The organism is Niallia sp. FSL W8-1348 (assembly GCF_038006745.1).
GTDB classification, from domain to species: domain Bacteria; phylum Bacillota; class Bacilli; order Bacillales; family Cytobacillaceae; genus Niallia; species Niallia alba.
The window spans coordinates 819,348-832,745 of record NZ_JBBOVV010000002.1; the positions used below are offsets into that span (position 1 = coordinate 819,348).

General features: G+C 35.8%; 15 protein-coding genes and 1 other RNA gene. 5 read left to right on the plus strand and 11 right to left on the minus strand.

The window, feature by feature from the left end; genetic code table 11:
• Positions 1–13: 13 nt before the first annotated feature.
• The 5 genes from spoIIIAE to spoIIIAA are packed head-to-tail and all read right to left on the minus strand — an operon-like array spanning position 14 to position 3,347.
• Positions 14–1,246, minus strand: coding sequence for a stage III sporulation protein AE (spoIIIAE, locus tag NST60_RS22545; RefSeq protein WP_205835626.1), 1,233 nt, complete (start codon positions 1,244–1,246; stop codon positions 14–16).
• Positions 1,247–1,275: 29 nt separating this feature from the next.
• On the minus strand, positions 1,276–1,671 hold the full coding sequence (gene spoIIIAD / locus NST60_RS22550; RefSeq protein ID WP_051994032.1) for a stage III sporulation protein AD: 396 nt from the start codon (positions 1,669–1,671) through the stop codon (positions 1,276–1,278).
• An 8-nt stretch (positions 1,672–1,679) separates the two neighbouring features.
• Complete coding sequence (gene spoIIIAC / locus NST60_RS22555) at positions 1,680–1,886, minus strand: stage III sporulation protein AC (RefSeq protein ID WP_016204918.1); 207 nt, start codon at positions 1,884–1,886, stop codon at positions 1,680–1,682.
• An 18-nt stretch (positions 1,887–1,904) separates the two neighbouring features.
• Positions 1,905–2,420 carry a stage III sporulation protein SpoIIIAB gene (gene spoIIIAB / locus NST60_RS22560; protein ID WP_016204917.1) on the minus strand — a complete coding sequence of 172 codons (516 nt, stop codon included), beginning with the start codon at positions 2,418–2,420 and terminating at the stop codon, positions 1,905–1,907.
• A complete protein-coding gene (gene spoIIIAA / locus NST60_RS22565) occupies positions 2,421–3,347 on the minus strand; it encodes a stage III sporulation protein AA (protein ID WP_101730843.1) in 927 nt (308 codons plus the stop codon).
• Positions 3,348–3,718: 371 nt separating this feature from the next.
• Between spoIIIAA and NST60_RS22570 the strand changes: the two genes are divergently transcribed.
• On the plus strand, positions 3,719–5,110 hold the full coding sequence (locus NST60_RS22570; protein WP_101730842.1) for an alkaline phosphatase: 1,392 nt from the start codon (positions 3,719–3,721) through the stop codon (positions 5,108–5,110).
• Between the two features lie 59 nt (positions 5,111–5,169).
• Positions 5,170–5,886 carry a LysM peptidoglycan-binding domain-containing protein gene (locus tag NST60_RS22575; RefSeq protein WP_224427522.1) on the plus strand — a complete coding sequence of 239 codons (717 nt, stop codon included), beginning with the start codon at positions 5,170–5,172 and terminating at the stop codon, positions 5,884–5,886.
• Between the two features lie 224 nt (positions 5,887–6,110).
• Here NST60_RS22575 and ssrS read toward each other — a convergent pair.
• From ssrS to NST60_RS22595, 4 genes are all read right to left on the minus strand, one after another.
• A non-coding RNA gene (gene ssrS, locus NST60_RS22580) (6S RNA) lies at positions 6,111–6,302 on the minus strand.
• A gap of 72 nt (positions 6,303–6,374) precedes the next feature.
• On the minus strand, positions 6,375–6,932 hold the full coding sequence (efp, locus tag NST60_RS22585; RefSeq protein WP_016204913.1) for an elongation factor P: 558 nt from the start codon (positions 6,930–6,932) through the stop codon (positions 6,375–6,377).
• Between the two features lie 12 nt (positions 6,933–6,944).
• Positions 6,945–8,006, minus strand: a complete 1,062-nt coding sequence (locus tag NST60_RS22590) for a M24 family metallopeptidase (RefSeq protein WP_016204912.1) — start codon at positions 8,004–8,006, stop codon at positions 6,945–6,947.
• A 216-nt stretch (positions 8,007–8,222) separates the two neighbouring features.
• Positions 8,223–8,756, minus strand: coding sequence for a YqhR family membrane protein (locus tag NST60_RS22595; protein ID WP_205835627.1), 534 nt, complete (start codon positions 8,754–8,756; stop codon positions 8,223–8,225).
• Between the two features lie 228 nt (positions 8,757–8,984).
• Between NST60_RS22595 and NST60_RS22600 the strand changes: the two genes are divergently transcribed.
• Positions 8,985–9,929 carry a DUF1385 domain-containing protein gene (locus tag NST60_RS22600; RefSeq protein WP_254415391.1) on the plus strand — a complete coding sequence of 315 codons (945 nt, stop codon included), beginning with the start codon at positions 8,985–8,987 and terminating at the stop codon, positions 9,927–9,929.
• A gap of 197 nt (positions 9,930–10,126) precedes the next feature.
• Positions 10,127–10,516: an SA1362 family protein gene (locus tag NST60_RS22605; protein WP_224427523.1), complete on the plus strand. Its 390-nt coding sequence runs from the start codon at positions 10,127–10,129 to the stop codon at positions 10,514–10,516.
• A 478-nt stretch (positions 10,517–10,994) separates the two neighbouring features.
• Here the strand turns inward: NST60_RS22605 and tnpA are convergent, their stop codons facing one another.
• Positions 10,995–11,480: an IS200/IS605 family transposase gene (gene tnpA / locus NST60_RS22610; protein ID WP_061800923.1), complete on the minus strand. Its 486-nt coding sequence runs from the start codon at positions 11,478–11,480 to the stop codon at positions 10,995–10,997.
• Positions 11,481–11,914: 434 nt separating this feature from the next.
• Entirely contained in the window at positions 11,915–12,799 is an 885-nt protein-coding gene (locus tag NST60_RS22615) for a patatin-like phospholipase family protein (RefSeq protein ID WP_016204908.1), read from the minus strand.
• Between the two features lie 328 nt (positions 12,800–13,127).
• Between NST60_RS22615 and NST60_RS22620 the strand changes: the two genes are divergently transcribed.
• Positions 13,128–13,370 carry a hypothetical protein gene (locus NST60_RS22620; protein WP_016204907.1) on the plus strand — a complete coding sequence of 81 codons (243 nt, stop codon included), beginning with the start codon at positions 13,128–13,130 and terminating at the stop codon, positions 13,368–13,370.
• Positions 13,371–13,398: the final 28 nt, after the last annotated feature.

A 13,398-nucleotide genomic window follows, 5' to 3' on the forward strand; every position in this document is an offset into this window, starting at 1 on the left:
TTTCTCCCCCCTTCTACCTGACCATCATCGTTAAGTTACTAGCAACAATGATCACTGTAATGCTTAAGAAAAACATCAGGGACACGATCGCTAATGCTGCAAAGACATAAATGACGCTTTTACTAATAACATCTAAACATTTGATGACTGGACCGCCGCCGATTGGCTGCAAGATTGCTGCTGCAAATTTATATATAAAGGAAATCATTAAAATCTTGATTGCCGGAAAGGCTACAAGAAGAAGAAGGATTACTACGCCTGCTATCCCTACCGTGTTTTTTAATAATAAGGAGGCATTTATAACAGTATCTGTTGCATCTGTAAACATTCGTCCGATAACAGGAATGAAATTCCCTGTTACAAACTTAGCTGTTTTTATCGTAATCCCGTCAGTTATAGCAGAAGATGCCCCTTGTACAGAAATAACACCTAGAAATATCGTTAAAAAAATCCCAAGAATCCCTATGCTAATATTTCTTAACAAATTTGCTAATTGGGTAACTTTGTATTGTTCTGATAAACTACTTACGACATGGAGTAATGTGGATAAAAATAACAGAGGGAGCACAATATACTCGATTAACATGCCGCTTGTATTCATTAAAAATAAAATGACGGGATGAAAGAATGCAGCAGATATAGCACCACCTGATGCTGCCATAAGGGCCAGCAATAACGGCACCAGCGCTAATATAAAATTTGTCATGTTCGAAATAGCATCACTCGCATATGTAATAGCTACATGAAAACTATTTAATGCAAGTATAATTAACACCATAAAAACAATCGCATATGCTACTTTACTGATTGAGCTTTTCTCAAATGAATTTTGAAGCATCTGCAACATGACACTAAATATAGTAAGTAGGATTAAGGAACCTAATAATTTTCCATTTACGATAATTTCATGGAACGCAAATTGAAGCATTCCGTGGAAAAAGCCCTGTAAATCAAAGCTTTTATTCCCAACCATAAAGTCATAGAGACTGCCCTTTTGACTTTCTGGTAAAAAACCTCCATACTCTGTTTTGATAGAATCCCAAAATTCCGTTAATTCATTGAGATCTAAAGACTCCAATTGCGATTCAACAATTTTTGTTGGATCCATTCCTTCTTCCTTTATTTCCTCTGCTGTTTCCGTATCTTCTGTTTTTGGTGATTCGTGAGGTGAGGCTTGTACAATAGGTTGATAGAGAAAAAAGATAGCTGCCATTATTAGTAGTACGATTTTCAGCTTTGTTTTCAATTTTTTCACCTCGGAAAACGGTTTCCTAGTTAATTGGGAATCATATTTAAAATGGTTTCAACTAAAACGGTTAATATTGGGACTGCCATGGCTAAAATCAATATCTTTCCCGCAAGTTCAATTTTGGAGGCAATCGATCCTTGCCCTGCGTCTTTTGTAATTTGCACAGCAAATTCAGCGATATAGGCGATTCCAATAATCTTTAGAATCGTCTCGACATAAACGGTATTTACCCTTGCATTTAAGGCTATTCTTTCAACCATTTGTATAATAGCGGCAATTTGATCAACAAGAAAAAGAAAAATGGCACAACCAACAAAAACTACTAGTAAAAAAGCGATATTAGGCTTCTGTTCTTTTACCACGAGTGCTAAAAATGTGGAAATGAGTGCAATTCCAACTATTTGAAGAATTTCAATGATGATATCCTCCTTTACCCTTGGAATAGAAATACTGCTTTAATTTTCTGGAACAAATCATTCACGATGTTTGCTACCATAAACAAAATGTAAATAAATCCAAACAACGTAACCCATTGCGCGTATTCTTTTTTGCCGACTTGGTCGAGGATTGTATGTAAAAAAGCTACAACGATTCCAACCCCAGCGATTTTGAATATAATATCGACCTCTAAGCCCATAAAAGTCTCCTCCTAAAACTACATCAATAAAATGACAATCAGCAGGCCGGACAAAAACCCGAGACTTCTTATCATTTTCTCGTATTTCCCTTGCGTTTCCCTTGCTTCTGCTTCTTCTCTTTCCAGATGAGTAAGTGTTAGCATAATTTGCTTTTGTTGCGATAGACGGTCATGCCGCCCCAATGTCTCTCCAAACTGCTTCATAATTTCTAATTCGGTACCCTTCATCGCCGTTTTTTTCCAAATGTCATTTAAAGAAACTGCCCATGCTTCTTTCACGGTTGTGTCCTCTTTAATTAAGCGATCTGCAAAACTCGCAAAAAAGGAACTTAATGGCTCATTTAATTGTTCTGCTAATCTTCTACTTGCTTCGTGCAAGGGGGTATGTCCATACATAATCTCTGCCTCTAAAGATTGTAGTGCAGATTTTAATGCGCGAATTTGCTTTGGTCTTTGGCTTAATAGCTTTGAAAATTCCATTCCACCCCAGCTTGTGGAAGCAAGAATTAAGATTGCACCAATTATTTTCATCATTTACTTCACCTTCATTTCATCCATCAATAATTGGCCTTGTCCATTTCTTATTGCTGTCACTGTACCAGGACCTTTCTTTCTATTTAATTCAATATATCGTTCAAATATGCCCATTTTTATCATTCTAGAGAGCATAGGCCGTTTTTTCACTTCATCTAAATTTGATCCATGTGTAGTCATTATTAATTGGATGCCCGCATTTACTGCTTCTAGAATGGCTTCTTCATCTTCTTTCCGACCGACTTCATCCACAATTAGAACATCTGGACTCATGGAGCGAATCATCATCATCATTCCTTCGGCTTTTGGACATGCATCCAGTACATCAATTCGTGGTCCAAATGTCATTTGAGGGATCCCATCTAAACATCCAGCAATTTCAGATCGCTCATCTACAATTCCAACTTTTGCTGGTTTTAATAAAGAATTCTCCTCCTCCGAAGAAATTAGTCTAGCAATATCTCTTAACAAGGTTGTTTTCCCTGTCTGAGGAGGTCCAATAATCATCGTATGATGCCATTTCCCCTTATCATATAAGTAAGGAATAAATGAATTAGCTATTCCAATTTGCTCTTTTGCTATCCGAATATTGAAAGAAGCTACATCTCGTATAGCCTTGACTTTGCTATCTTGTAAAATCACTCTGCCAGCTAGTCCAATTCGATGTCCCCCCTGAACAGTGATATATCCTCTTTTCAATTCTTCTTCCATTGTATAAACCGAATATTGACTTATTTTATTTAACAATTGATTCCCATCCTCTTTTGAAACGATAAATGGGAAAAAGATAGAACGCCCATTAATAAAAACTTCTAATGGCCTGCCTATTCGAACTCGAATCTCTTCCATTCCTAATCTTTCTGCTGGAGGGATTGTGAGAATATGATTTTCAATAGATTTTGGCAAAAAAGAATAGATGGTATTCACAATGAAATTCCTCCTTTGTTAAAAAGGCTTTTACAATATTTAAACTGATTTGTTATGACATATATAGGATGACTTATTAAAATGTATGCTTGTCTTCTTCTTTTATGTCACTTCGGATTTAATTCTTCTATTTTTATCAATTATTGTTTTTTCATAGGAAAGATTATTATTTAACTAAGCTGAGCAGCTTGAAAACACTTAGATACCATAGAGGATAATGAAAAGGTATCTGCTATATTTAGGCTTCGCCAAGTATATGAAATCAGCCTTTATATAGAAGGATGGCACCAAGTGTAAAAAATGGTTAAAAATTAGCTTTTTTTCAAAAGCTATATAAGATTAAAAGCTAAAAAATATAGGAGGAAAAGGACATGAAAAAATTACTTCTCGTCTTTCTTTCCATCAGTTTAGGGCTCTTTCTTTCTGTTCAAACAGCGGGACATAAACCTGCTTTAAGCAAGGAACAAAAAAGAACACCTAAAAACGTTATCTTATTAATTGGCGATGGCATGGGCATTGGGCAAATGGAGATTGCTCGATTATTTGAGCATGGAACAAAAGGAAGACTTTTTATCGAAACACTTCCTCATACCGCTATCGTTCATACATCATCCAACAATAATCGTGTAACAGACTCTGCTGCTGGAGGGACAGCACTCGCACTTGGTAGGAAAACAGATAATGGAATGATCGGCATGACACCTGAGGGGAAAAACGAAGACAGTATTTTAGATAGCTTTAAAAAAGCTGGCAAGAAAACGGCGATTATTACGACGAATTCTGTAACAGATGCAACGCCTGCAAGCTTTACAGCAAGCGTTAATAATAGATGGGCAGACCAAGAGGAAATTGCAAAGCAACAATTAAGCAATAAAGTCGATATTATTATGGGTGGCGGTAAAAAATACTTCACTCGCAATGATAAAAGAGGAATTGATCTTATCGATGCCTATAAAAAGGCTGGATATGATTTTTTAACAACGGCTGATCAATTAGAAAAAACAGATGCGAAAAAAATTCTCGGTTTATTTGGGGATGCTCATTTAAATTTCCAACTAGACAGAAATCATCTCAAAACAACGGAACCATCTTTACAGAAAATGACTGAAAAAGCTTTAAATGTTTTAGCAGATGAAGAAAAAGGTTTTTTTGCAATGATAGAAGGAGGCCGAATCGACCATGCCTCCCATTCATCAGATATTACAGGAATATGGAAAGAAACCATTGCTTTCGATGATGTTGTGAAATATTGTGTAGAATGGGCTAATAAACGAAAGGATACTTTAGTTGTTGTTGCTGCCGACCATGAGACAATGGGGGTTTCTGCCACAGAAGCAATGGATATAAACGGGCTTAAAGACATTTCTGCCTCTCCACATTACATGGCACAACAATTAAGCAAGAAAAAAACAGGCAATGGTTATACGACAAACAGCATCCGGAAGGTTTTTAAAGACTATGCAGCTATTGATTTAAGTAAAGAAGAGCTTAAGCAATTCCAAACAAATACAATGCGAAACAAAGGACAGGTTTATCTTGAGCAACAAATTGACTGGAAAATCGGCAATATAATCGCCAACCATTATCACGCCGGCATCATACAACCGCAAATACAGCAGCTTAGTGATACAGGAGGACATACAAGTAATATGATTGTTGTTTTCGCAGTTGGAACAGGTGCGGAAGAATTTCATGGTGTGCTAGATAACACTGATATTCCGAAAAAAATCGCCGCAATTATGGGGTATGATTTCCCAAAATAAAAAGGTAGTCCAACCAAAAATAATCACTTCATCATATGCTATCATGAGGTGATATTACCATGTTTTCAAAACCAACTTCGGTAACATATATATCAAATGGATTCCACTCAACAGGTAAGGACAAACATTTCGGTGTGGACTTTGCAGAAAATGGAATCAATGCAATTAGGGCAAGTGCTGATGGAACTGTTACTAGATCCTATTATTCAGCAAGTTACGGAGAATGCATTATGATTCTTCATCAAATTTCTGGACAAGTATATGAAACAGTATACGCCCATTTAAAAAGTGGTTCTCGAAAAGTAAAGGTTGGAGATTCTGTCAAAAAAGGACAAGTTATCGGCATTATGGGCAGTACAGGAGATTCAACAGGTCAGCATTTGCATTTTGAATTACATGTTGGCCGCTGGAATGTCCTTAAGTCTAATGCAGTTAACCCACTTCCATATTTTGAAACAGATACTAAAGCAACTACCTCTAATAATAAAGAATATATTGTTAAAGCAGGCGATACACTGTATCAAATTAGCAGGAAATATAATACAACCATCAAAGTACTCTCAGCTTACAACCAAATAGAAAATCCAAATCTGCTAAAAGTCGGGCAGAAAATCAAAATACCATCCACACAAGCTGTCTATTATGTCGTAAAAAAAGGAGATACAGTCAGCCAAATTGCGAAGATGTTTCATACAAGTGTTGGTAAAGTGAAGGAATGGAATCAATTGAGGGATGTCAATAAAATATACCCAGGACAAAAATTAAGAGTAGGATAAATTCGTAATCCTACTCCTTTGGAAAATTTTCATTCGTTTTTCTTAAGTCTATAACTAAAGCCCTTTTCATTTCATTAAGTATTTTTATTTCCTGCTTATAAGAAACGATAACGCCATTATTACAGCGTTTATATTTTCAACACAAGTATTTTCCAGAGAAAATCCAGAAAATAGGAGCCACTATATTTCCATGGAAAAAGGAGGCAATCAAATGATTACCTCCTTTTCCAGCCGCATTTGCCGCTTAGGTGTATGGAGTTTCAAAACCTGCTCCACCAGGTGGGTGTTCGCAAAAGCTCTCATCATATGTCCTAATGACGAATGGCATTAGGCCTGCTGATCCTTCTTTAATATAGAACTCCCTAAATATCGATAAAGGTTGAAACTTCATACGATAACGTACAACGCAGCTTCTATGTTTTTATCATACATGAATTTTTACCGGAATGCAAATGGTAAAATTAGTATATTACCTACATTTTAGAACATTATGCACGAGAAACATAGCTAGCTTCTGTTGTGTTAATAATTAAACGGTCCCCTTGATTAACGAAGAAAGGAACTTGAACAGTTAGACCTGTTTCCATTACTGCAGGTTTTGTACCACCTGAAGCAGTATCTCCTTTAATACCAGGCTCAGTTTCAGCCACTTCTAATACAACTGTGTTTGGAAGTTCTACACCTAGTGTTTCTGATTGATACATCATTATATGGACTTCCATATTCTCTTTTAGGAATTTTAATTCGTATTCAATTACAGAATCTGAAAGCTCAATTTGATCATAAGATTCTACATCCATGAATACGTGCTGGTCGCCGTTTGCATATAAATATTGCATTTTACGATTATCAATTTGTGCTTTCGCAACTTTTTCCCCAGCTCTAAAAGTTTTTTCTTGAACAGCACCTGTACGTAAATTTTTTAATTTTGAACGAACAAACGCTGCACCTTTACCAGGTTTAACGTGTTGGAAATCAAGCACGCGCCAGATTCCGCCGTCTACCTCAATTGTTAAACCTGTCTTAAAATCGTTTACTGAAATCATGCAGTAATCCTCCTATAAAATAATCAGTTCTTTCGTTGAATGGGTTAAAGCTTCATTATGATCTTTTGTTATTATTGTATCATCTTCAATACGCACTCCACCAAGACCTGGAATATAAATACCTGGTTCTACTGTTACTACCATACCTGGTTCTAGCGGAGCATTATTACGGAAGGATAAATTTGGTCCTTCATGGACTTCTAATCCTATTCCGTGGCCTGTTGTATGTCCAAAATACTCTCCATACCCTTTTTCAGTTATGTAATCACGAGTAAGTGCATCTGCTTCGACACCGGTAATTCCTGGTTTAATGCCTTCCATACCCTTCAGTTGAGCAGTTAAGACGATATCATATATTTCTTTTAATTTCTCATCTGGGTTACCGATCGCAATTGTTCTCGTAATATCAGATACATATCCATTATAATACGCACCATAATCCAATGTAATGAAATCACCAGCTTCAATCACTTTATCGGATGCAACACCATGTGGCAAGGCAGATCTTTTTCCTGATGCAACAATAGTATCAAAAGAAGATGAAGTGGCGCCTAATTTTCTCATAAAAAACTCTAATTCATTCGAAACTTCCAATTCTGTTTTCCCAATCTTGATAAAATCAAGGATATGAGTAAAAGCAGCATCAGCAATCTTAGCAGCTTCCTTTAATATCTTAATCTCTTCATTTGTCTTAATCAAGCGTAACTTTTCAATTATCCCCGAAACTGGCACTAATTCTCCTTTTACTACCGTTTCTAGCTCCTTATACTGCGTAAATGTAGTGTAATCTTGTTCGAATGCTAAGTTCTTTATCCCTAGTTTCTCTGCTTGATTAGCTACTTCTTGAAGAATTGCCCCTTTATGCTGAACGATATCAAATCCAATACATTGATTTCCCGCCTGCTCTACATAGCGAAAATCTGTTATAAATAAAGCCTTTTCCCCACTAATTAAGACAGCTCCTGAAGAACCTGTAAAGTTGCTAACATAGCGTCTGTTATAAGTGCTAGTTATTAAAATACCATCTGCCCCAACTTCTGTTAGTGCTTCTCTTACTCTTTTAAGTTTCTCCATTTAAATCCTCTCCCTCACTTTATACGCATTCCTAGAGGCACAGTTCTTCTTAAAGCCTTAACAACTTCTAGATAAGGTAATAATCTGAATGATGAAAAAGTACACTCATGTAAATCATTTTATCATAAATACGCTTGAAATACAGACAAAATAGCATGTAAACAAAGATATTAGACTCCCTAATTAGCTATGAGTAATTAACAGGAAGAAAACTTTTTATTCTCCTTCATTACCTGTTAAAGTCGTAGCTGGCTTAGTTTCTTTCCATTTTTTTATTTGAATTTCATTTTCTTCATAGGAAATTGTATATCCAACAAAAACTCCATATAAAATGTATAAACATACAGATGTGATAATCGTATCTCTTTTCAACTCTAAGAAAGGCGCCATACTTGGAAAAATTGGATTTAAAACAATAAATACACAAGCAAATAATGCAATTCCAAACCCCATCCCAATATAAACGGTCTTAAATTTTCTAAGCATTAAATAATAAGCAAAAGCCGCACCAGTGGAGAAAAAACCAATTGCGATAATACTGATCACTGTTCCAAGCCAACCATATTTCCAACTTCCTATAGCCCAAGGTTCTAAAATAATATTAGGACGTATTTCCGTAAAATTAAAAACATACCCAACGTAACCAATTAAAGACCAAAAAATACCGCCAAACATCCCTGTCCAAATAACTAAGGCAATAAAAGACATCGGTCTATCTTTTTCATCGTGTGATTGTTGTTTGTTCTCCATAATATCCACCTCCGACTAGTAGTATGTCCCATTCCTTTTCTTTCCTTGCATTATTCTTATTTATGATTAATTAAAAGGAAGGATTAAGATAGGATGTGATGTCACGCTAGTGGTTTTTTGAATTTTTTAGTAAGATAGTATTAGGGGAAATTACAACCATAAATATTCTTCATTATATAGAAGCCCGTTGTGTTCACCTAATTTATCCTGAGGTTGGTGTAATTATACATGTCAAGTGAACAAAAACCATTATACGGAGGTCAGGCTGTTGTAGAAGGTGTTATGTTTGGAGGTAAACATCATTATGTAACAGCTATAAGACGAAAAGATCAGTCGGTTGATTATTTTCATCTTCCAAGAAAATATAATACAAAGCTAGCAAAATTTAAGAAAATCCCATTCTTAAGAGGTCTTATTGCCATAATCGAATCAAGTGGGAACGGAACAAAACATTTAAATTTTTCAACAGATCGATTTGATCTTGACCCTTCAGAAGATTATAAATTGGAAGAACAAGAACCATCTAAACTATCCATGATTTTAGGAGTAGCAGTTCTAGGAGTGCTTTCCTTTCTATTTGGAAAATTCATCTTTACGCTTATTCCGACCTTTCTAGCGGCTATGTTTATGCCGATTATTTCTGGTCATGTTGCTCAAATCCTACTAGAAAGCTTTTTTAAGCTTATCCTTTTACTTGGATACATTTACTTTGTTTCACTAACACCTATTATAAAGAGAGTATTTCAATATCATGGCGCCGAACATAAGGTAATCAATGCATATGAAAATGGAAAAGAATTAACGATTGAAAATGTCCAAGCAGCATCAAGATTACATTATCGCTGCGGATCAAGTTTTATTCTTTTTACGGTAATTGTCGGACTATTCCTTTATTTATTCTTCTATCCAGAGAATCTGTTTGAAAGAGTATTAATCCGAATTGCCTTAATTCCTTTCGTTATTGGCATTTCTTTTGAAGTACTTCAGATCACCAATAAATTAAGAGACGTTCCTGTATTAAAATACCTTGGATTACCAGGACTTTGGCTGCAATTATTAACAACAAAAGAACCGAGTAATGAGCAAGTAGAAGTAGCAATCCTTTCCTTTAATGAATTAAAAAGGCGTGAAGAAGAAACAGAAGCACAATTATCAAAAGCAATGGTTGAATGAGCAAATAAAAAGGGTATGATGGATAATAAAGGGAAATAGATTCAATATAAATACAAGATTGATCTACACATACTATTTTTTTGTTAAAAATCTTTTTCTGAAAACTTTTTCATGTGAACAATTTAGCCTTTTTTGAATAAACTTTTCTTAATAATAGTTTAAAAGTTAGAAAAAATGCTCATCATGCTTTTAGGGAGGTGGCTTTTTTGAAGAACCGATTTTCAATTATTATATTTGGAAGTATCATTTTCTTTGCTTTCATTGGCCTAGCTGTAAATTTAATTAAAAATCCAACAGGATTTTTTCTAAACATTGCTGTCATGTTTGCTGTCGGTGCCATTATCTGGTTCATTTATCGCCATTTCAGTACATCTAGTCCGCAAAAAAGAGAACAAAGAGCTTTTCTAAAAGCTGCAAAGCAATCAAAAAAGCGACTACAAACTAGAGAAAAATCACCAATAGCACAACAGCACTCAACCAAATCCTCTTCCTTAAAAGCCAATAAGCATAAACGAAGCAAAAGTACAGCTCATTTGACTGTTATTGAGGGGAAGAAGAGCAAAAGAAAGAATCGAGCCTCTTTATAAAGAGCTCGATTCTTTTTTTATAAATGGCTGTTTTCTAAAGGATTGTTGTTTTTCAATCGAAAAAAAGAATTAGTTGGAAAAATGGAGCAACAAACTTTACGAAAACAGCCTTATAAATTAATTCTCTCTTGGAATGCATTACTTCTATACTCCTCTAAAAGTGCATTTATCCCACCTTAACTAACAGTAAAACTCAGTCTCAAACTTTTGAGAATTCGAGGAAGATCACTTGAGATCAACTATTCGTAAAAAGTCCAATTGGTTCAACTAACCTTCAGGGGGGTTGAAGGGGAAAAGTGGTGTTCATCAAGCGAATGAACGCCAAAATGCAGAGGAACAAACGAATAAGGACCACCCGTGAGAACGGGTGGTTTTCTCTGCGGCTGAAAGCCTTTGTTACTGACCAAACCCTAAAGGGCTACTGAAAGGTTCGCCAATTGTACTACTTCTACTGGCCAGACCTCAAAGGCCTTCTCTCCTAATTTTTTCGTTTCTTTTTCTTCACTTCTTCCCCTGTAAATGGATCAATATATTCCATAATCGTTAATTGTTCTGCGACTAGATCATCTTGTATTTGATTACGGATATATTCTTCAATTACCTTCTTGTTTCTTCCTACCGTATCTACATAATATCCTGTACACCAAAATTTTCGATTTCCATACTTATATTTCAGTTGTGCATGTCTATCAAATATCATCAAGCTACTTTTTCCTTTTAGATATCCTACGAATGCTGATACACTTAATTTTGGCGGAATACTCACTAACATATGTACGTGGTCCTTACACGCAGTTGCTTCTATTATCTCTACGCCTTTCCTCTCACACAAGGTACGTAAGATTTGCCCAATATCTTTCTTTATTTTCCCGTAAATTATTTGTCTTCTATATTTTGGTGCAAATACTATGTGATACTTACAATTCCAAGTTGTGTGTGCTAAACTATTATTGTCTTTTGACATAAGGACTTCCTCCTGGCTATTTATTTTCGGTTGGCGAACCAAAAAATATTTTAGCACCACGAGGAAGTTTTTTTAATACCACGCTGTAAGCTTTTTGGAACCCTAGGCATAGCCCAGGGTTTTCTTTTCTATAAAAAGTGGCGTTCATCAAGCGAATGAACGCCAAAATGCAGAGGAACAAACGAAAAAGTGGCGTTCATCAAGCGAATGAAAACCAAAATGTAGAGGAACAAACGAAAAAGTGGCGTTCATCAAGCGAATGAAAACCAAAATGTAGAGGAACAAACGAAAAAGCGGCGTTCATCAAGTGAATGAAAACCAAAATGCAGAGAAACAAACGAAAAAGTGGCGTTCACCAAGTGAATGAAAACCAAAATGCAGAGGAGAAAGGAAAAAAGAAGGACTCCCCCCACTAGATGGTTAGTTTCACTTTATCAATAAGTCCATGTTTTAAAAAACTTTATCGCACAATCTCTTCCTAATTGAATAAGCTTTTCTTGATTTTCTTTCGTTAAGGAAAATTCTGTCGCCACTACTCCTTCTGTTGGTACAAAGATAATATTTTTTTCATGTTTTCGGGAAATATATCTAGAATCATGAGCATCTTTCATCGTTTCAAACATCGCTGCAAATAAATCGATTGCATTATGAATTTTATGTTTTGGATGCTCTTTGATATTATGGCTTAATTTAATTCCTAAAACGGGCCTTGTTTTCAGAACGTTCTCTTGATCGAATAGCCACATCGGGAAATTACTGAGCACACCTCCATCCACAATCACATTTTTATTTGACTTACTCCCAATTACTACAGGTTCAAAAAAATAAGGAAGACTACAGCTCATTCTAACCGCCTTTGCAATGGAAAAGGTTTGAGGGTTGATTCCGTATTTAGGCAAGTCATCTGGCAGAATCATTAATACTCCATTTGTAATATCTGACGCAATGAAACGTAATGATTGCGGAGGTATATCTGCAAATGTTCTTAATCCTTTTGCGGCTAATTTATCTGCTATCCACTTTTCTAATTCCTCTCCTTTATATAATCCCAACTTCCAATATAGAAAAAACCATTTCGCGAGTGGAAAGGGAATGAGCAATTTTCTTTCATCTAAAAAAGTGCTTAAATCCAGTTCCTCCAATAAATTAGCTATTTCTTTACTCTTATATCCTGCGGCAATTAAAGCTGCAACAATGGATCCAGCGCTCGTTCCTGCCAGTCTAGCAAAATGAAAACCTCGCTGCTCTACGACTTCATATGCCCCTACTAATGCTAACCCCTTAATTCCTCCACCGGAAAAGACTCCATCAATATACATACTTTTCCCTCCTTTTAACAACCAACTAAGACAATTGAAGACAAATGTAAGGAATTCTCCATCTCTATACTCAAATTTAGTATTTCGAAGGGGAAAATAGTACAACAGACAAGTTAAATGTTCACACATTTCCGTTCATTCAGTAGAAAACACAATAGAAAGATTGTTGTAAGTAGAGATAGGCGTTTATATCAAGCAAAAAAGGAAATAGACACATACACTATCCCGAAAGATGAAAGTGCACGCACTTTGTTTGTTCACAAACTAAAGATAATGTTTGAAATGGTGATAGTGCTAGAAGTTAGTTAGAAAAAGAGGAGGAGATTTTATGCAGAATCATTTCATTTATGCAAATGATGTGAGAAGAATACGTCCGGGCTTTGGAATCGGCAGACCGGGGTTTGGTTTTGGAAGACCAGGTTTTGGATTTGGCGGTGCTGGCTTAGGACTTGGTTTAGGTCTACTTGGTGGATTTGCTACTGGTGCTTTACTTGGTCCAGCATTATATGGAGGATATGGTTATCCACCATACGGATATGGGTATGGCATCCCGCCTTACGGTTATTATTGAGACCAACTTTCAGAAAATAGATACTAAC